The sequence below is a fragment of the Streptomyces sp. NPDC052114 genome, from assembly GCF_040680155.1.
Taxonomy (GTDB): Bacteria; Actinomycetota; Actinomycetes; order Streptomycetales; family Streptomycetaceae; genus Streptomyces.
The window spans coordinates 72,422-91,315 of the sequence record NZ_JBFAWC010000010.1 but is presented as its reverse complement, the minus strand read 5'-3'; the positions used below and the strand labels follow the sequence as shown (position 1 = coordinate 91,315).

The 18,894-nt window shown below is 74.9% G+C and carries 14 protein-coding genes; 7 read left to right on the top strand and 7 right to left on the bottom strand.

What is annotated here, in order from left to right; all coding sequences use genetic code 11:
• Positions 1-36 precede the first annotated feature (36 nt).
• Entirely contained in the window at positions 37-921 is an 885-nt protein-coding gene (locus tag AB0L89_RS22765; protein ID WP_365143644.1) for a MurR/RpiR family transcriptional regulator, read from the top strand.
• 14 nt (positions 922-935) lie between these two features.
• On the opposite strand, the gene AB0L89_RS22760 is transcribed toward AB0L89_RS22765, so the two are convergent.
• On the bottom strand, positions 936-1,478 hold the full coding sequence (locus tag AB0L89_RS22760; RefSeq protein WP_365144266.1) for a helix-turn-helix domain-containing protein: 543 nt from the start codon (positions 1,476-1,478) through the stop codon (positions 936-938).
• Between the two features lie 113 nt (positions 1,479-1,591).
• On the opposite strand from AB0L89_RS22760, the gene AB0L89_RS22755 reads away from it, so the two are divergent.
• Together AB0L89_RS22755 and AB0L89_RS22750 are read left to right on the top strand one after the other, a co-directional pair.
• Complete coding sequence (locus tag AB0L89_RS22755) at positions 1,592-2,347, top strand: AzlC family ABC transporter permease (RefSeq protein ID WP_365143642.1); 756 nt, start codon at positions 1,592-1,594, stop codon at positions 2,345-2,347.
• Positions 2,344-2,658, top strand: a complete 315-nt coding sequence (locus AB0L89_RS22750; RefSeq protein WP_365143639.1) for an AzlD domain-containing protein — start codon at positions 2,344-2,346, stop codon at positions 2,656-2,658. Before AB0L89_RS22755 ends, AB0L89_RS22750 begins: the two co-directional genes overlap by 4 nt.
• A gap of 46 nt (positions 2,659-2,704) precedes the next feature.
• Here AB0L89_RS22750 and AB0L89_RS22745 read toward each other — a convergent pair whose 3' ends face one another.
• A complete protein-coding gene (locus AB0L89_RS22745; protein WP_365143636.1) occupies positions 2,705-4,594 on the bottom strand; it encodes a long-chain fatty acid--CoA ligase in 1,890 nt (629 codons plus the stop codon).
• A gap of 95 nt (positions 4,595-4,689) precedes the next feature.
• Between AB0L89_RS22745 and AB0L89_RS22740 the strand changes: the two genes are divergently transcribed.
• Positions 4,690-5,811, top strand: coding sequence for an AraC family transcriptional regulator (locus AB0L89_RS22740; RefSeq protein ID WP_365143633.1), 1,122 nt, complete (start codon positions 4,690-4,692; stop codon positions 5,809-5,811).
• Here the strand turns inward: AB0L89_RS22740 and AB0L89_RS22735 are convergent.
• Positions 5,712-6,704 carry a hypothetical protein gene (locus AB0L89_RS22735; RefSeq protein WP_365143630.1) on the bottom strand — a complete coding sequence of 331 codons (993 nt, stop codon included), beginning with the start codon at positions 6,702-6,704 and terminating at the stop codon, positions 5,712-5,714. The two genes, AB0L89_RS22740 and AB0L89_RS22735, sit on opposite strands and share 100 nt — an antisense overlap.
• A 483-nt stretch (positions 6,705-7,187) precedes the next feature.
• Here AB0L89_RS22735 and AB0L89_RS22730 point away from each other — a divergent pair, with 483 nt between their 5' ends.
• The gene (locus AB0L89_RS22730) at positions 7,188-8,348 is read left to right on the top strand and encodes a lipase family protein (protein WP_365143628.1); all 1,161 of its coding nucleotides are present in this window, start codon (positions 7,188-7,190) and stop codon (positions 8,346-8,348) included.
• 61 nt (positions 8,349-8,409) lie between these two features.
• Here the strand turns inward: AB0L89_RS22730 and AB0L89_RS22725 are convergent, their stop codons facing one another.
• Positions 8,410-10,341: a M12 family metallo-peptidase gene (locus AB0L89_RS22725; protein WP_365143625.1), complete on the bottom strand. Its 1,932-nt coding sequence runs from the start codon at positions 10,339-10,341 to the stop codon at positions 8,410-8,412.
• A 374-nt stretch (positions 10,342-10,715) separates the two neighbouring features.
• Between AB0L89_RS22725 and AB0L89_RS22720 the strand changes: the two genes are divergently transcribed.
• Positions 10,716-11,768 carry a molybdopterin-dependent oxidoreductase gene (locus AB0L89_RS22720; protein ID WP_365143622.1) on the top strand — a complete coding sequence of 351 codons (1,053 nt, stop codon included), beginning with the start codon at positions 10,716-10,718 and terminating at the stop codon, positions 11,766-11,768.
• Positions 11,769-12,130: 362 nt separating this feature from the next.
• The gene (locus AB0L89_RS22715) at positions 12,131-13,021 is read left to right on the top strand and encodes a phosphotransferase (protein WP_365143619.1); all 891 of its coding nucleotides are present in this window, start codon (positions 12,131-12,133) and stop codon (positions 13,019-13,021) included.
• A gap of 13 nt (positions 13,022-13,034) precedes the next feature.
• On the opposite strand, the gene AB0L89_RS22710 is transcribed toward AB0L89_RS22715, so the two are convergent.
• From AB0L89_RS22710 to AB0L89_RS22700, 3 genes are all read right to left on the bottom strand, one after another.
• The gene (locus tag AB0L89_RS22710) at positions 13,035-16,838 is read right to left on the bottom strand and encodes a HEAT repeat domain-containing protein (RefSeq protein WP_365143616.1); all 3,804 of its coding nucleotides are present in this window, start codon (positions 16,836-16,838) and stop codon (positions 13,035-13,037) included.
• Positions 16,835-17,269 carry a hypothetical protein gene (locus tag AB0L89_RS22705; protein WP_365143613.1) on the bottom strand — a complete coding sequence of 145 codons (435 nt, stop codon included), beginning with the start codon at positions 17,267-17,269 and terminating at the stop codon, positions 16,835-16,837. Before AB0L89_RS22705 ends, AB0L89_RS22710 begins: the two co-directional genes overlap by 4 nt.
• 110 nt (positions 17,270-17,379) lie before the next feature.
• A complete protein-coding gene (locus tag AB0L89_RS22700) occupies positions 17,380-18,783 on the bottom strand; it encodes an MFS transporter (RefSeq protein WP_365143610.1) in 1,404 nt (467 codons plus the stop codon).
• Positions 18,784-18,894: the final 111 nt, after the last annotated feature.

Below are 18,894 nucleotides of genomic sequence, written 5' to 3'. Positions count from 1 at the left end.
AGAGTAACCGCCGTCACACGAGAGTCAATAGCCGTAATGGAAATTTCAGAGGGCATGGAGCGGCTCCGCTCCGCCGTGCGCGACCAGTGGGAGAGCCTGTCCGCCTCCGAGCGTGCGGTCGCCCGGTACCTGGCGAGCGCGCCGCCCGAGTCCCTGCTCTTCGCGAGCGCGCAGGAGCTCGGCACGGCGAGCGGCACCAGCAACGCCACGGTCGTCCGCGCGCTCCAGCGCCTCGGGTACGCGGGGCTGCCCGCGCTCAAGCGGGAGCTGGCGTCGGACTTCACCTCCGCGGTGGCGCCCGAGGTCCGCCTCAAGCAGCGCATCGCGCACGTGGGCCGGGACCTCGGCGACATCTGGGGCGACGTCTTCGACGAGGCGCAGGAGCGCATCGAGCACGCCCGGCGCCTCACCCCGGACGACGCGCTGCGCACGGCGGTCGGGGCGCTCGCGGAGGCCGGCGAGATCCACTGCTACGGCGTCGCGGCGTCCGAACCGGCCGCGCGGCACCTGGCGTTGGCGCTCGGCCGCATCGGCCGCCGCGCCCGCCACACCGGCGAGACGGGGTTCGCGCTCGCCGACGCCCTGCTCGGCATCCGCCAGGGCGACGCGGTGGTGATCTTCCAGCCGGGCCGGGCACTGACCGAGCTGACGGTCCTGATCGAGCGGGCGCGGGCGGTCGGCGCGCGGGTCGTCCTGGTCACGGACGAGCTGGCGGAGCTGTACGGCGCGCGGGTCGACGCCGTCCTGACCGCACCGCACACCCCGACGGGCATCACGACGGAGGCGCTGACCGCGCTGGTGGTCGCGGACGTCCTGCTGCTCGCGCTGACCACGCTCGACGAGGCGCGGGCGGTCGACACCTCTCACCAACTGACCGCGCTGAGGGAGCAGTTGCTGTCACCGAAGCCGCGGAAGGGCTGACGTCCGCGTACCGCTCAGACGTGCTGCATGATCAGCACGAACGTCGTCCCGGGCACCAGCGCCTCGTACGCGTGCGGCACGTCCCCCCGGTACGACATGTAGTCGCCGGGACCCAGCTCCACCGCCTCGCCGCGCGGCCCCGCGAGCAGCCGGCCCGTGCTGACGACCAGGTGCTCCACCGACCCCGGGATGTGCGGGTCGGACTCGCGGGCGGCGCCGGGCTCCAGCGCGCCGTGGTAGATGTCGCGCCGCACGCCGGTGGGCCCGGCGGAGAGCAGCGTGCCCGCATAGGAGGAGTTCTCCGCGCGCATGGTCGGCCCCTCGCCCGCGCGGATCACCGTCACCGCGGGGGCCGGCGACTCCACGAGCACACTGAACGGCACCCCGAGCGCGACGGCCAGCGCCCAGAGCGTCTCGATGCCGGGGTTGCCGGTGGCCGCCTCCAGCTGGGACAGCGTGGACTTGGCGATGCCCGCGCGTTTGGCCAGCTCGGAGAGGGAGAGTCCGGCCCTGGCGCGCTCGCGGCGCAGGGCCGCTGCGACCCATTCGCGGGGCATGCGGGACCCGTCGGTCGTCACGTCGTTCGCTCCTGATTCTCCCCGTGCGTTCGCTGCAGGGGACCGATCGTTCGGCTTGACGAACGCACCCCATCGACCCCATCCTACGACCCATGCGTTCGCCACACCGAACAGAAAGCCCGCCACACCGAACGGACGAGGGTGTCGTCCGCCTCTCCCAGCTGCCTCCGGGCGTCCTGCGCGACATCGCCCTCGTCTGGCTCGCCGACGCGGTCGTCGGCCTCTCCTTCGGCGCCATCGCCGTCGCGGGCGGACTGCCGCTCTGGGTGCCGGTGGTCATGTCGCTGCTCGTGTACGCGGGCTCCGCCCAGTTCAGCGCGGTCGGTATCCTCACCGCGGGCGGCGGCCCGGTGGCCGCCGCAGCCACCGGGCTGCTGCTCAACTCCCGTACGGCGGCCTTCAGTCTGGCCCTCGCCGACGACCTCGGGCGGTCCTGGGCGGCGCGGCTGATCGGCGCGCACCTCGTCACCGACGAGACCGCCGCGTTCGTGCTCGCCCAGAAGGGGAGCACGCAGCGCAAGGCCGCGTTCTGGATATCCGGCATCGGCCTGTTCGTCGCCTGGAACCTCAGCGTGCTCGTCGGCGCCCTCGCCGGATCCGCGCTCGGCGACACCGACCGGTTCGGACTCGACGCCGCGTTCCCCGCGGTGCTGCTCGCGCTGGTGCTGCCCGCGCTGCGCGCCGACAGCGCCGCCCGACGGGCCTCGGCGGCCGGCGCCGTCGTCGCGGTGCTCGCCGCGCCGCTGCTGCCCGCCGGGGTGCCGGTGCTGCTCGCCCTGCTCGGCCTGCTCGCGGCCCGCCGCGGGCCCCGCCGCCCCCGCCCCGCCGACCCGAGGAGCGCCGCGTGAACGCCACGCTCGCCTGCGTCCTGGCCCTCGCCGCGGGCACGTACGCCTTCCGGCTCGCCGGGCCCGTCCTGCACGGCCGCGTCGAACTCCCCGCCCGCGTGCAGGAGTTGCTGACCGTCGGCGCCACCGTCCTGCTCGTCGCGCTGCTCGCCACCGGCGCGCTCACCGAAGGACAGGGGTTCGCGGGGTGGGCCAGGCCCGCCGGGGTCCTGGTCGGCGGGGCGCTCGCCTGGCGCAGGGCGCCGTTCGCCGTGGTCGTGATCGGCGCGGCGGCGGCCACGGCGCTGCTGCGGCTTGCGGGGGTTCCGTAGCCCGTGACCCCGCCGCGGTCACGGGCGTTCCGTGGCCCCTCCCCGATCAGGGGGCTTCCATGGCCCCGCTCCGGTCACGGGGCTCCCCGGCCTCCGCGTGGATCGTGTCGTGGCCCGCGTCGTGGAGCGCGTCGTAGAGCGCGTCCACGACCTGCGCGTACCGCTCCGTCACCGCCTTCCTGCGGACCTTCAGGCTCGGCGTGAGCAGCCCGTCCGTCACCGTGAAGTCCTCGTCCAGGACGGCGAATCCGCGGATGCGGGCCGGGCGCGAGACCGTCGCGTTGGCGGCGTCCACGGCCTCCTGGACCAGGGCACGCACGCGGGGGTCACGGGAGTGCGGCTCGGCGAGCGTCACCTTCTCCCGCGCCGCCCACCCGGCGATCTCCTCCGCGTCCAGCGTGATCAGCGCCACCGGGTAGGGCCGCCGGTCCCCCACCATCACCGCGCGCGAGACGAACCGCGAATTCTGCACGGCGAGTTCGCTCAGCGACGGCGTGAGGTTCTTGCCGCCCGAGGTGATGATCAGGTCCTTCTTGCGGCCGGTGATCGACAGGAAGCCGTCCTCGTCGAGGACCCCCAGGTCACCGGTGTGCAGCCAGCCCTCGTCGTCGACGGTCTCGCGCGTGGCCTCCGGGTTGTTGTGGTAGCCGGGGAAGACCATGGCGCCGCGCGCGAGGACCTCCCCGTCGTCCGCGATGCGCAGTTCCACGCCGTCGACGGGACGGCCGACGGTCCCGTGCCGCACCGAACCCGGATGGTTGAGGGTGAGGACGCCCGCCGACTCCGTCATGCCGTACCCCTCGTAGACCGCGATGCCGCAGGCCCGCAGGAAGTCCAGGGTGTCCGGGCCGATGGGCGCGCCGCCGGTGACCGCCCAGCGCACCCGCCCGCCGAGCGCCTGTCTGACCAGGCCGTACAGCGCCTTGTCGGCGGCTTCGTACGCGTCGCGCAGCTCGTCGGGCAGCACGCCGTCGGCGGCGAGGACTCCGATGCGGACGGCCTCCTCGAACCGCTCGCGCCCGCCCTCCTGCGCCTCGGCGAGCGAGAGCACCACCGACCGGATCTTCTCGAACAGCCGTGGTACGGACGGCAGATGGGTGGGCCGGGCCTCGGCCAGCTCGGCGACGACGTCCTCGACGCGCCCGCCGAAGAACGTGAGCGCGCCGCCCTCGATGAGGGTCGTGAACTCGATGAGCTGGGCGAGCAGATGGGCCAGCGGCAGATAGAGGTACGTCGAGTCGCCGGGCCCGCCCTCGATGAGCGGCACGGTGGCGGCCTGCACGGCCCGCAGGTTCCCGTGGGTGAGCAGACAGCCCTTGGGGAGCCCGGTGGTGCCCGAGGTGTAGATGATGGTGGCCGCATCGGTGGGGCGCCGGGCCTCGGCGCGGGCCAACAGCGCTCCGTTGGCGGCCGGTTCGCCGAGCTGACCCGACTCCCCCAGCCCGACCAGCTCGCCCGTCCCGGCCAGCTCGCCCGGCTCCTCGCCCATGAGGACCACGTGCCACACCCCGGGCAGCCGCCCCCGCAGCCGCTCGACCTTCGCCGCCTGGGCCGCGTCCTCGCAGATCACCACCGCCGCGCCCGAGTCCGAGAGGACCCAGGCGACCTCCTCGTCGCCCGCCGTCGGATAGACGGGGACCACGACCGCGCCCGCCGCAAGGACCCCGAAGTGGGCGCAGGTCCACTCGGGCCGGGTCTCGGCGAGGATCGCCACGCGGTCGTCCGGGCGCACGCCGAGCGCGAGCAGGGCCCGGCCCACCCGGCGCGCGGCGTCCCCGAGGCCGGCGTACGACAGTTCGTTCCACACCCCGGCGCGCCGGAAGCGCAGGGCCGGCAGATCACCGTGCCGGTCGGCCGCCCACTCGGTCAACAGGGCCAGGGTCGGCGGCAGTTCGCCCGCATCCCGCATGCAGTCCTCCGCACTCTTCCGCTCCATACGCACGACGCTAAGGAGCGAACCACGGACACGGGATGACGGGAAGCGTCACCACCGCTGGCCTGCGCGCTCAGCCCGGCGCTACCGTCGTGTACATGGCCAGGCGGACGATCACCGTGCACCATGTGCGGGCCGTGCTGCGCGGCGCCGAGCGGCACGGCGTGGACACCGTGCCGCTGCTGCGGGGCGCGGAGATCCCGCCGCTGCTCCTCGGCGACGACCGGGCCCGCGTCACGGCCCCGCAGTTCGTCCGGCTCTTCCGCGAGCTGTACCGCGCCACGCAGGACGAGTTCCTGGGCCTCGGCGCCGCCGTCAGCAGACCGGGGACGTTCGCGATGATGTGCCGGGCCTCGCTGGGCTGCCGCGACCTCGGCGCCGCCGTGCAGCGGGGCGTCACCTTCTACGGCCTGTTCCCCGGCGGACCCGACCTCGTCCTCGAACGGCACGGCGACGAGGCCGTGTTCGGCGTCCGCAACGAACTGGACCAGGACTACTTCCTCGCCGAGTGCCTCGTCATCATCTGGCACCGCCTGTGCAGCTGGCTGATCGGCCGCCGCATCCCGCTGCGCTGGGCCGAGTTCGGGCATCCGCCGCCTCCGCACAAGGACGAGTACGAGGTGCTCTTCGGCTGCCCCGTCCGCTTCGGCGCCGGGCGCACCGGCGCCGGTTTCACCGCGCACTGGCTGGACGCCCCGCTGGTCAGGGACGAGGCGGCGCTCGACGAGATGCTGCGCGGCGCGCCCTTCGAGCTGCTCACCCGGCGCGAGTACGGCACGACGGTCGCCGAGCAGGTGCGCCGCGTCCTCGCGCGTTCGCTGCGCTCCTCGCCGCGGCTGCCCTCCCTCGGCGAGATCGCGGCGCGGCTCGCGGTCAGCCCGGCGACGCTGCGCCGCCGCCTCGCCGAGGAGTCCACGTCGTACCAGCAGTTGAAGGACGCGGTGCGGTGCGACGCGGCGATCGCCGGTCTTGCCGAGGGCGGCGAGCCGATCGCGGAGCTCGCGGCGCGCCTCGGCTTCTCCGAGGACACGGCCTTCCACCGGGCGTTCCGGCGGTGGACGGGGACGACCCCGGGGGCGTACCGCACGGAGACGGAGCACTCCGGCGCCGCCCTGCCCGCCTACGGTTCCTCGCGGTCCCCCGGGGAGGCGTCGGGGTCGTCGACCGCGTCGGACGGCGGCACGTCCGCCGGTGCCCCGGGGGGCGGGCCCGGCGGCTGAGGCGGCGGTCCTTCGAGCACCGCGCCGTTGACCGAGCCCCCGCCGCCGGGCATCTGCGTCTCCCCCTCCACCTTGCCGAGCCGCTTGCTGGTGCGGCCGAGCGCGATCAGCACGGTGATCAGCGAGGTGGAGCTCCCCTCGATGCGCCGCGTGTACCGCACGGCCTCCTCGTAGGCGGCGTGCGCCTGCGGCAGCAGGTCCTGGGCGTCGTAGCCGTCGCCCATGTCCTTGAGGACGGTGGCGTACCAGCCGGGGTCGCTCTCGCCGTCGACGAGGCGGAGCACGGCCTGACAGGCGGCGACCCCTTCGGCGTAGGCACCCTCCACGCCCCGGTCGCCCAACTCCTCGTACGTGAGCGCCATGTTGTGCAAGACGGCCGCGCGCCGCTCGACGTCCTCGATGTCCGGCACCTCGGCGGCGAGCTCCCCGAGCACCTCCCGCGCCTCGCCCGTCTCCCGCATCGTGACCAGGGTGTTGGCGAGGGCGGTCATCGTGGTGGCGAGGTCGCTGGGGTTGCCTGCCCGCTTCTTGTACGAGACGGACTGCCGGAAGTGCTCGGCGGCCTCCTTGAGGTCGTGGGCGTCGCGGTAGGTGTCGGCGATGTCGTGCAGGATGACGCCGTAGACGCCCGGCGACTCCTCCGGGTCGGTCAGGTCGCGCGCCTCGTGGAAGCACGCGAGCGCCTGCTCGAACCGTGCGGGCCGCCGCGGGCTGGTCTCTTCCGGCATGGTGGAACTCCGTTCGGGGTCGAGGGGCGGGTTCCCGCGGTCTTCGGGGAGGTACCGGCCGCGGCCGATCAGGACGGGGGAGAGGCGCGGGGCGCCGCACGCGGTCCCGACGCGGGCGGCGCGGCCGGGCCCGGTCTCCAGGAGGCGGGCGGCGGCCTGCGACATGGCGGGCGGGAGGTCACCGGGGCCGGCGGCGCGTGCTGACGGGGCGGCCGTGGTCCACGACGCTCCCGGCGACGGCCCGGCGCGCCCTCGGCACCGGCGAGGTTCGCGTCCGTGCGGACCGGGCGGGCCGAGCGGGCCGAGCGGGCCGTGCGGGCCGTGCGGGCCGGTGCGGCCCCTTCGCGGGCGGGGCCGCACCGGCCGGACCACCGGGCCATCGCGCGACGGCCGCCGCTCCCGCGGCCGCAAGCGTTGTCATGGCGTCACCGGGCATCGCCGCACCCCCATCGTCCCGGGCCCGCGGCTCCCCCCGTCGTCCCGAGCCCGCGGCTCCCCCACAAGGAACGTAGCGCCGGTGCGGCCACCTGGATACCTGCGAGCCGGGGTCAACGAAGGTGAGCGTCCCGGTCAGCCCCGTCCCTACTGGCCGGTCACTACGGTCGAAGCCGGAACACCCCGGTCCCTGAGGACAGTTGGGAGAGCCGCATGCACACACGCACCAGTCTCGGAGCATGGGCGGTGGCCGCCGCGCTCGGCCTGTCGGCCGTCACCCCGCTCGCCGCCCACGCCGCCGAAGACGCCGGCACCGGGTCCCCCGGCGACGTCGTGAGCGCCGAGCCGAGCAGCTTCCATCCCCTGCCTGGCCAGCCGACGAACACCAAGGCCTGGAAGATCCACTACCGCTCGACCACGGCGACGGGTGAGCCCGACACCGTCTCCGGCACGGTCATCGTGCCCCAGGACGGCCGCACGGGCCCGCGCCCCCTGATCACCTACGCCGTGGGCACCGTCGGCGTCGGCGACCACTGCGCGCCCAGCGCCGGATTCCCCCGGGGCACCACCCTGGAGGCCAACCTCATCCAGCAGCTCACCCTGCGCGGCTGGGCGGTGGCCGTCACCGACTACGAGGGCCTCGGCACCCCCGGCGACCACACCTACACGGTGGGCCGCGCCGAGGGGCACGCCATGCTGGACGCGGCCCGCGCCGCGATCCACCTGCCAGAGGCGGGCCTCGGCGAGGACACCCCGGTCGGCATCATGGGCTACTCGCAGGGCGGCCAGGCGTCGTCGTGGGCGGCCGAGCTGCACGACTCCTACGCCCCCGAACTCGACGTCAAGGGCACGGCGACCGGCGGCGTCCCCGGCGACCTGCTGAAGGTCGCGAAGGCCAACGACGGTTCGTACGGCTCGGGCCTGATCTTCATGGCGGCGATCGGCCAGAACGCGGCCTTCCCCGAGCTGAGGCTCGACTCCTACCTGAACACGGCGGGCCGGACGCTGCTCGGGGCCCTGAAGAACACCTGCGTGGCGGACGGCGCGGTCCTCGGCTCCTTCAAGTCGGTCGACTCGATGACGACGAAGAACCCCCTCGACCAGCCCGACTGGCAGAACCGCCTGCGCCAGTCGCAGGTCGGCACGCACAAGCCGGACGCGCCGGTGTACCTGTACCACGCGCTCGCCGACGAGCTCATCCCGTACGGCGTGGGCAAGCAGGTGCGGGCGGACTGGTGCGCGCGGGGCGCGGACGTGGAGTGGCACACGGTGCCGGTCGGCGAGCACGTCAGCGGCGTGATCACGCAGTCGCCGCTGGCGGCGCAGTGGCTGGCGGACCGGTTCGCCGGGAAGCCGGCACGCGGCAACTGCTAGGCGCGGCAGGACGGTCGGGGCGGCCCGTGGGGGGCCGCCCCGACCGTCCTGCCGGGATCGGCTACTTCCCGTACTTCACCGTGACCTTCCTGGTCTTGGCGTGCCAGGTCAGCGTGCCGCCCTGGAACCACTGGCGCACGTCACGCCCGCCGTCGACCCGCTTCTCGCCCGACCTCGGGTAGCCGAGCCTGCCGCGCTCCCAGCCCCGCTTCTGCCACGCGGTGCGGAAGGCGCCCCACACGGGCTGCATGCCGGTGCTGGGCGAGTAGTAGAGCGAGCCGCCCTGGTAGTGCTGGAAGCCGCCGCCCTTCGGCAGGGCGCGACGGTCGGTCGTCGGACACTTCAACCGCCCCTTTGCACCGCCCAGTTGCTCCCACTTCTTGCGGAACCCGCCGGTCGGCATCTTCGCGCACGGCGGCTTCGGCGGCGCGAAGCGGGCGACGAGGCGGTGTCCGGCGTTCATGGCCAGCGACATGTCCCGTGCCGTGTTGGAGTGCGGCCTGCCGTCCAGGGTCCAGCCCGCGAAGGTGTACCCGGCCGCCGGATACGCCCGCACGACCACCCGGGTCCCGCTCTTGTAGGGCCCCCAGACGAACGCCCGCGTGGTGCCGCCCTTCCCGGGCGACGAGCCCAGGGTGAGGGTGTGACGGGGGCGCGGCGCGGCCGGGGTGCGGTAGTCGCCGACCAGGCGGGTGGTCTCCCGCAGGACGCGCGTCTGGTCGTTGTCCCGGTCGCCGAGGGGCTGTCCGTCGTAGCGGTTGCGACTGTTGGCGTACTGGTTGACCTGCTCGCACCACTTCTTGCCCGCCGCGCAGTTCCATTCGTACGCCATGATCGTGGAGTACTTCTGGTCGGGCGTGATCCAGCCGGTGTTGTACGGGTACGTCGTACTGGGCGTGCCCCGGCCGTACTTGTCGTTGCGGAGCGTCCAACGGTCGTGGTCCAGGCCGAGGTTGTGGCCGATCTCGTGGCTGACCCCGTCGGTGAGGATGGCCTCCATGCCCTCCACGGCGAAGGCCTGGTCGTCGGTGCCGGGGCCCGGCGCGTCGGGGCGGTGGGCGAGGCCGCTGCCGCCGTTGTCCGCGAGGACCAGCACGGTGTCGGCCGCGTGCTGCTCGCGCAGCGCCGCCGCGGTGGCGCCGATCTTCCGGTCCTTCGGGTCGGACAGGCGGTCGAGCATGGTGCCCGGGTCCTTCTCCGCCGCCGCGTCCCGGAAGCCGGTGACCTCCTGGACGTGCACGACGTCGATGCTCGCCGTCACGCCGCTGTCCGACAGGGCGCGGTTCATGCGGGTCTCGATGGTGGAGGCGGTCGCCCGCAGACTGCGGAACTTCAGGTCGCCGCGCGCCTTCGCCGCCTCGGTGGGCGTGAACAGGAGCAGCACGTCGACGACGGCGGGCCCGGCCCGGTCGGGCCTCGCGCGGCCGGGCACCCGGCCCGCCTTGTCCCCGGAGTCGACCGTGTCGTCCGCCGTGTCCCTGGGCAGCTTGGAGAGGTCCCACTCCTCGAAGACGGCGGTGCTCGGCCGCCCCTCGGCGGGATGCACGGCGTACGCGCCCCGGGGCCCGAGGTCGGCGAAGCCCTCCAGGGCGATCGGCTTGCCGCTGTCGTCGCCCGCGCAGGCGTTGGTGACCTCGACGCGCACCTGGTGGTCGGGGTGGCCGACCTCGTGCCCCTCCCAGGAGATGGTGCCCTCGCCGTCGTCCATGGAGTGGTCCTCGACGACGCGGGCGGTCACGTCGTACGGGAAGAAGGTCAGCGTCGACTCCTGCGGCGGCCCCGCCTCGGGCCGGTCGCAGAGGTACGCGAAGTGCGCGCGGCGCAGCTCGACGGAGGCGGTCCGCACGACCCAGGGGTCGCGCTCGTCGTCGGTGCCGGGCGGGGGCGCGGCGGCGGTGGGCGCGGCGAGGCCGAGGGTGACCGCGAGGACGGTCAGGGCGGTCGCGGTGGAGCGGGTGGTTCTTCGCCTGGGCGGGTGGCTGGGGCGGGACATCGGAGGGTGCCTCCTCGGGTCCGGATACCGGCGGGTGTCCCGGTCCACATGGGAGGGCGCGCGGGGCGGGGGCGGGGCGGCTCGCGGGGGCGGGGCCCGGATTCACCTGGCTGACCCGTCGAAAAGGAGTAGGCGGCTCCGTGCCGCCGCCCCTAGGATCTTGGGATTCACGGGTCCGCGCGGGCTCACGCACGCCCGCGCGGGACCTTTCGAGAAACCGGGGGGAATCTCGCCGTGCTCGTCGCGCCCACGCTCCTGTCCCTGGCACTGCTGGCCCTGTTCGTCCTGGCCATGAAGGATTCCGACGCGCGGCCGTGGCAGCCGGCGTCGGAGCCGGGGGCGGAACCGGAGGGCCCAGGAGAGGGAGCCGCCCGATGACCCCGCAGTCCACTCCGTCCGCGCGGCCCGCACCCGCCTCACCGGCGTCCCCCGCCGCGCCCCTGACTCCTCCGCCGGGCGACCCCTCCCACGCCGACCCGGCACCCGGCCCCGACTTCGTGACGCCGGTCGACAACCTCTTCGTACGCACCCACATGGGCGTCCCCGAGATCGACGCGGACACCTGGACGCTGACGGTGGAGGGCCTGGTCGAGCGGCCCCTGCGCCTGGACCTGCCCGCCGTACTCGCGCTGCCCGCCCGGCAGTTGACCGCCGTCCACGAGTGCTTCGGCAGCCCGTTCCGGCCCGACGTGCCGACGCGCGCGGTGGCCAACGTGGAGTGGACGGGCTTCCCGCTCGCCGCGCTCCTGGACCGCGCCCGCCCGCTGCCCGCCGCCCGGCACGTGGTCCTCGAGGGCGCCGACACGGGGTCCTTCCAGGGGCAGGACGCCCTCTCCTACCTCAAGGACCTCCCGCTGGAGACGGCCCACCGCGCGGTGTTCCTGGCCCACGGCATGAACGGCGAGCCGCTCCGGGCCCGCCACGGCCACCCGCTGCGCGCCGTGGTCCCCCGCATGTTCGGCACGAACTCGGTGAAGTGGCTGACGCGGATCGTCCTGACGGACGAGCGGCCGGAGCACATGTTCACGACGACGTTCTACACACGGACACCGCCGGGCGACGACACCCCGCGGCCGGTGCGCGAGGTCGACGTCAACAGCAAGATCCTCTCGCCCGCGCCGGACGCCGAACTGCTGCCGGGAACCGTGACGTTCAGGGGCCGCGCCTGGAGCACGACGGAGATCGTCCGGCTCGACGTCTCCGTCGACGGCGGCCCGTGGGAGCCCGCCACGCTCGACGTGCTCGGCGCCGAGCCGACCTGGCAGGGCTTCTCCCTGCGCCGCACGCTCGGACCGGGCCCGCACACGGTCCGCTCCCGCGCGACGGACGCGGCGGGCCGGGTGCAGCCGCCGCCGGGTTCCCGCAACTCGGTCCACGAGGTGCCCTTCTCGACGAAGGCCCGCCGACGGCTGTCCGGCGACGGCTGAGCGGCACGCCGACGGCCGTGCCCGCCCCACACGCCTGGGCGTGCCACGCCCCCATGACCGCACCGGGCCACGGGACGGCCTCCCGCCCTCGCCCTCGGACCGCGGCACGGCCCAAACGGGCCTTGCCGAGGGCGTGTTCGGTGAGGCCCCAGGTGCCGGAGAGGCGTCGGCGAGATGGCATTCTTCGCTCGCAGGCACGCAACGCCCAAGAGTCCTTGGCCCTGATCGAGAAGACGCCGGGAGCGCCATGAACACCGAGCAGCTCACATGGTCCACGTCCAGTCACAGCGGCGGCGAGGCGGGCTCCTGCCCCGTCGCCCCCACCACCTGGTCCCCCTTCCTCACGTACGCGGCGGCCTGACATGGGGGACGGCGCCGATATCGACGAGCACCTCGTACGGGCCCTGCTCAAGGACCAGTACCCGCACCTGTCCGACCTCCGCATCCGCCCGGCCGTCAGAGGCTGGGACAACGAACTCTGGCGGCTGGGCGACGAGTTGGCCGTACGGATCCCCCGTACCGACCGCGCCCCCGAGCTGCTCCGCAAGGAGCACCGCTGGGTGCCCGCCCTCGCCCCGGGGCTCCCGCTCCCCGTGCCGACGCCCCTCCACCTCGGTGAGGCGTCCGACCGCTTCTCCAAGCCGTGGACGGTCGCCAAGTGGGTGCCGGGCGAACCGGCCGACCGTACGCCGGTCAGTCGGCCGGAGGACGCGGCGGACGCCCTCGCCGCCTTCCTCCGCGCGCTCCACACGCCCGCCCCGGACGACGCCCCGGCCGCCGAGACGCGGGGCGTGCCCCTGGAGCTCCACGCCGACGCGGTCGAAGAGGGGCTGCGGGAGCTCGCGGCGGAAGGCGTCCCGCCGGGCGCCCGCGACGTGTGGCACGCGGCCCTCACGGCGCCCAAGTGGGAGGCACCGCCGCGGTGGCTGCACGGCGACCTCCACCCCGCGAACGTCGTCGTCACCGACGGCACCCTCTCCGGCGTGATCGACTTCGGCGAACTCTGCGCGGGCGACCCGGCGACCGACCTCGCGGCGGCCTGGCTGCTGCTGCCCGCGGGCGCGACGGACCGCTTCTTCGCGGCGTACGGCCGCGCCGACGAGGCGACGGTCCTGCGCGCCCGCGGCTGGGCGGTCTGCACCAGCCTCGGCCTGCTCTCCGTCGGCCGCAAGGGTGATCAGGGTCTGCCCGGCGGCAAGGTGACCTGGGGCCACGCGGGCCGGGCGGCACTGCGCCGGGTGACCGCCCCCTAGCCGGACCCCGCGTCTAGCCGGACCCCGCGTCCACGGCCTGCGCCTCCGCCGCCGCGAGGGCACGGACCGCCTCCTCCCGTACCTCCGGCGCGGCGTCGGCCCCGGTCCGCTCCCTGATCAGCGGCAGCGTCCCCGGATCCGCGGGCCGGCCGAAGGCCAGGACGCGGAGCGCGGCGATGCGGACATCGGCGGACGGGTCCGCCACGGCCCGGTCGCGCGCGGCCTCGGCGGTGGCGTCGGACGCGTCGGCGACGGCCAGCCAGCGCAGCGCCGAGCGGCGGATCTTCGGCTCGGGGTCGAGGAGGGCACGGTCGCGCAACAGGTCGTGCGTGCCGGGGTCCGCACCCCGCTGGGCCCCGAGGAGACCGAGGGCGAGGCGGCGTACGCCCTCGTCGGGGTCGGAGACGGCGAGACCTGCGACCGTCTCCCAGCCGCCGGCCGCGGAGCCGGGCAGGCGGCCGAGCGCCTCCAGGGCCGCGCGCCGGACCGAGGCGGCCGGGTCCTCGACGGCACGGGCGCGGAGGAGGTCCCCCGCGTCGTCCCGGCCGGTCAGCAGCCGCGCCGCCACGCACCGGACGTCCTGGTCCGGGTCGGTGACGGCGCGGTCCCCGACCAGCCGCCAGGTATCGGAGTCCTCGCCACGGAAGCGGGCCAGCTGCTCCAGGGCCACCTCGCGGGCGAGACCGTGAGGCGCCTCGACCGCCAGGTCCCGGGCCACCTCCCAGGTGGACTCCTCGGTGTGGCACAGCTCCGTGAACAGCTGGAGGGCAGAGGCCCGGGCGGAGCCATCGGGGTCGTCGAGGGCCCGGTCGCGCAGCAGCTCCCGCGCGGCGGCGTCGCCCCCGAACCGGTCGCGCACGGCGAGCAGCGCGAGTTGGCGCAGATCACCGCTCTCGTTGTGCAGCGCGCAATCACGCAGCAGCCGCCACTCGGGGTCGCCCTCCTCCGGACGCACGATCCACCGCAGCAGAACGCTCTCCTGGACGTACTCGGACGGGTCGTGCCACAGGCGGTCGCCCACCAGCTCGCGGGAGCGGACACCACTGTGCCGGGTGGCCATCAAGAAGTGCAGCGCCTGCGACCTCACGATGTCGGACGGGTCGGCGACGGCACGGGCGTACAGCAGCTCCACGGTGGCGCGCTGCCATCCCCAGCCGCGGTCCAGCAGGAACAGCGCGGCGCCCCGGACATGGCTCGCGGGGTCCCGGACGGCCACGTCGGCGACCGTGTCGCGCGTGGCGAAGTGCGTGCCCCAGCACAGGGCCAGCGCCCGCAGGGCCGAGGAACGCACCCCGGGATCGGCGGCGGCGTCCAGCTCGGACCGGACCAGCCGCAAGGTCTCGTCGTCCGTCCGCAGCCGGGCCAGCGCCCGCAACGCCGCGCCACGGACGCGCTGATGGGGGTCGGCCGTGACGCGGTCCCGCAGCAGGGCGACCGTCGCGGACTCGTCGTGCACCGGTGCGGCGACGAGCGCGGACAGCACGGACTCGCGCACCCATTCGCTCGGGTCGGCGACCGCCCGCTCCCTCACCAGGTCGCGCGTGGCGGCCTCGTCCCACCGGTGCTCGACCAGGATCCGCAGGGCTTCCTTGCGGGTGTCGGCGGCCCGGTCGCCGACGGCCCGGTCGCGGATCAGCTCCCATGTCGCGGCCTCGCCGTCCCACCGCCGCGCCAGGTGCCGCAGGGCCTCGCCCTGCACCTGCGGGGTATGGCCGTGCACCGCCATGACGCGGAGCGGCGCGTCCCCCGCGTACAGCGCGCACGCGATGCGTATGGACACCTCCGCGGCCCGCGCGTACTGCCCCCGCAGATGGAACCACCGCAGAAGACGTGACCGGCCGCTCCAGTGCGGCGAGAAGAAGCCGAACGCCGTGATGGCGTCGTCGAGTTCGGGCAGGTCGTCGCTGTCGGGCGCCACCCCCTCCAGCTCCGCGATCACCGCGTCGACGACCGCCCTGCTCTGCGCCGCCAGCGGCCCGACCCGCCGCACCTCCGCCAGCGCGCGGACGGCCAGCACGAGGAACCGCGAGTCGGTCCAGGCGGTCCGGTGCCGGTGCAGGTCCAGCAGGCGGTCGACCGCCGCCGCGGCCTCCGGCTCGCCGATCCGCCCGGCCAGGAGCAGCAGCACCTCGTGCCAGGCCGGATCCGCCGCGCGCCGGGCGAAGATCTCCTCGACGAACTCCTCCCGCCCCCAGGCGCGCTGTCGCGTGTACCGCCGGTCGATGTCCTCCGCCGCCAGGTACTCCAGGAACGCCCGGTGCACGAATCCGTACACCCCGCTCCCGTAGTGGCTCAGGATGAAGTTCCGCTCCCGGAACTGCCGGACCATGGTCCGCGCCGCCGCCACGGCCTGCGCGACCGGCAGTTCGTACTGCTCGCACAGGTACGCCCTGAACGTGGCGAGGAGTTCGTCCGAGTGGATGTGGTTGCCCGCGATGCCGCCCCGGCCGTCCTGCATCCGGCGGGCGACGAGGCGCAGTAGCTCGTGCCGGTCCTCGTCGCCGAGGTACGCGAGGGTCTCGGCGTCGGCGGGCGCCCGCAGGTGCTTGGCGTGCTCGTCCCAGTGGGCGACGAGGACGGCGACCGCGTGGCGGTAGACGCCCTGCCGGTCGCGGGGCAGCTCCCGGCGGCGGCCGATGATGGCCAGGATGGTCAACAGCAGCGGATTTCCCGCGAGTTCGCGCACCGGACGCGAGTGGTCGACCGCCTCCCTGAGGCGGCGGCACAGCCGCTCGGCCCGTTCCGCGTCGTGCGGGCACGCGGTCGCGTACCACTGGCGCGCGAAGCGGCCGATCTGTTCGACGCTCAGGTCCTGGATCATGTGGTGGGCGAAGTCGGCGCGCTCCAGGACGCCCCGCTGGTATCCGATCACCCGCGAGGTCACGACCACCCGCACCCCGGCCGACCGGTGACGGCTCGCGAAGTCGGCGATGCGGTGGGCGACCTGTTCGCGCGCGGCGGGGTCGAAGAGTTCGTCGAGCCCGTCGAAGACGGCCACCACCCGTCCCTCGGCGAGGAGCCGGTCCAGCACCGGGCGGGGCGGCGCCAGGCCCTTCGCCCGGTGCAGGTGGTCGAGGAAGTCCTCGAAGGTACGGTCCCGCCAGGGCCCGGCGGCGTACTCGCGCAGCTCCACGACCAGCGGGACGCGGCCCACGAGCGGTGCGAGGGGCCCGGGCGCCGTGCCGCCCGTCAGGGCCAGCGCCACCAGGTGCGCCAGGGTCGACTTGCCCGCGCCCGGGTCGCCGAGCAGCACCGTCCGATCCGCCCCGGGAGCGGCGAGGACGTCGAGGACCTCCCGCACGGGCCGCTCCAGGTAGGCCCGCCGGGCGCGCTCCAGCGTCCGCGGGTCCGGTTCGAGATCCGGCGGGAGCAGCTCGGCGGGCCATTCCCCGGACTCCAGAAGGCGGTTGACGAGGTCGCGGGGCAGCTCCACCGGCGGCGGGTCGGCCCGGACGAGCGGCGGCACGAACACCGCGCTCAGCTCGACCGGCGGATGGTCGCCCTCCTCCGTGGGGATCAGGACGTCCAGGTCGAGGCGGCCGTAGCACTCGCGCACGCGGGTCGCGTACTGGCACAGGGCCGCGTCGACCTCCTCGGGGGACACCTGCGGCGGGCCCGGGAGCGGCGGGGCCTGCCGCACGACGATCTGCTGCCCGACGTGCGTGTGGGTGTGGGTGTGGGTCACGCTGCTGTGGGGGCCGATGGCGTTGCCCGTGACGGGGCCGCCCGCGCCGATCGCCCCGTCGCCGCGTACGTCGACCCGCTGCCGCCGCGCCGGCGGAACGGCCCCTGTCTCCCCGTTCTCCCCCGAACTCACCGCGTCTCGGCCTCACTTCCGTCGCCGAACGCGTTCCCACGTACGTCACCGCCGGAGGCCACGGCTCCCTCGCCACGGGCGGAGACCGTGCCGCCCGGCGAGCCCGCACCGCCGGACGACGGCGGCTGCCCGCCGACCGCCCTGCTGCTGTCTCCGAAGGCGTTCCCCGTCACGTCCCCGCGCGCCGCCACCGCACCGCGCCCCCGGGCCCGTACGACGACATGAGCGCCACCCCCGCCGCCTCCGCCCGGCCGCGTCAACGCGTGGGCGGAGAAGCCCAGTCCGGCCAGTCCAGCGACCGCGCCCACCAGGCTCGCCGCACGGTCGGCGGTGTCCAGGTCGACCAGGACCGCCACCAGCGTCAGCCCGAGCGCGGCCAGCGCGCCCGCCACGGCGACGGTCCACATCACCGCCCGCCGAGTCCCCGACATGACCCGCCACCCCGCTTCCGCACGAACGCCCGCAGCCGACGCCCCGAAACTAGCGCGACCGCGGGCCCTGCCCGTACGGCTTCCTCAACTCCGCGTACCGGAAGCGTTCTTCAGTCCCGCGGCAGCAGCCACGCGGCGAGGGCTGTCGTCGCGCACAGCAGGAGTCCGACGACGATCAGAGCCGTCCGCATGCCCGCCACCGAGAACCCGTCGCCGCCGCCCGCGAGCAGCGCGCCGAAGAGGGCCACGGACATCGCACCGCCCGTCTGGCGAAGGGAGTTGAGCAGCCCGGAAGCCGTGCCCGCGCGCTCGCCGGGAACGGCGTCCATGAGCTGGGCGGTGAGCGCAGGTACGGCGAACGCGCCGCCGAGGCCGGTCGGGACGAGCAGGAGCAGGACGAGCCACAGCGGGGTGTCGGCGGTCAGCGGGACGAGCACGAACATGGCGAGCGCGAGGACCGCCTGCCCGACGACGATGACCGGCCGCCGCCCGAACCGCTCGGCGGCGCGCGGCGAGACGAGGTTGGTGCCGGTGATGAACGCGGCGAGCGGCACGAACATGAGGCCCGCCGCGACACCCGACATGCCGCGCAGCTGCTGGTAGTAGAGGCCGAGGAGGAAGGTCACGCCGTAGAACCCGGCGTTCACGGCGAAGCCGACCGCGAGGGCGACGCCGACCTGCCGCTGCCGCAGCAGCGTGAGCGGGACCATGGGCGCGGGGTGCCGCTTCTCGGCGGCCCTGAAGGCGAGGGCCGAACCGGCCGCCACGGCGAACGCGGCGAGCACCGGCGCGCTCGTCCACCCCAGGTTCCCGCCCTCGATGACGGCGAACGCGAGCCCGGCGAGGGCCAGGACGGCGGTCGCCTGTCCGGCGAGGTCGAGCGGCGCGGGGCGGCGGGGCGAGCGGGCGGTACGGGCGAGCAGGGCGAGGATCACCGCGCCCACGGGGAGGTTGAGCAGGAAGACGGAGCGCCACCCGGCGCTCTCCGTGAGCAGCCCGCCGAGCACGGGCCCGACCGCGACGGCCGCGGAACCGCCCACCGTCCACAGCGCGATGGCGCGGGCCCGGCGGCGCGGGTCGTCGTACGCCTGCCGGATCAGCGCGAGCGAGGCGGGCATGACGACGGCGGCGCCGGCGCCCTGGGCGACGCGGGCCGCGATCAGCGCGCCGATGCCGGGCGCGAGGGCGCAGGCCAGCGAGGCGGCGGTGAACAGCCCCACGCCCCAGGCGTACGCGCGTCTGGCCCCGGCCCGGTCGGCGAGCGCCCCCGCCGAGAGCATCAGCGCGGCGAACATCAGCGTGTAGGCGTCCACGACCCACTGGAGTCCCGACATGCCCCCGTGCAGGGTGGCGCGGATGTCGGGCAGGGCGATGTTCACGGCCGTGACGTCGATGGTGATGACCGTGAAGCCGAGCAGGGAGGCGAACAGCGCGAGGGAGGAGGAGCGGGGGGAACGGGCGGGGGCCGAGGTGGAAGTTCTGGGGGCTGTGGGGGTGGTGAGGGTGGTGGTCATGGGGTGGGGACTCCTGCGGTCGGGACGGGCGGAGTGACGGTCGGGACGGGTGGGCGGGCGGCGGTCGGGACCGGCTGAGCTGCGGTAGGGACCGGCTTGAGCTGCGGTCGG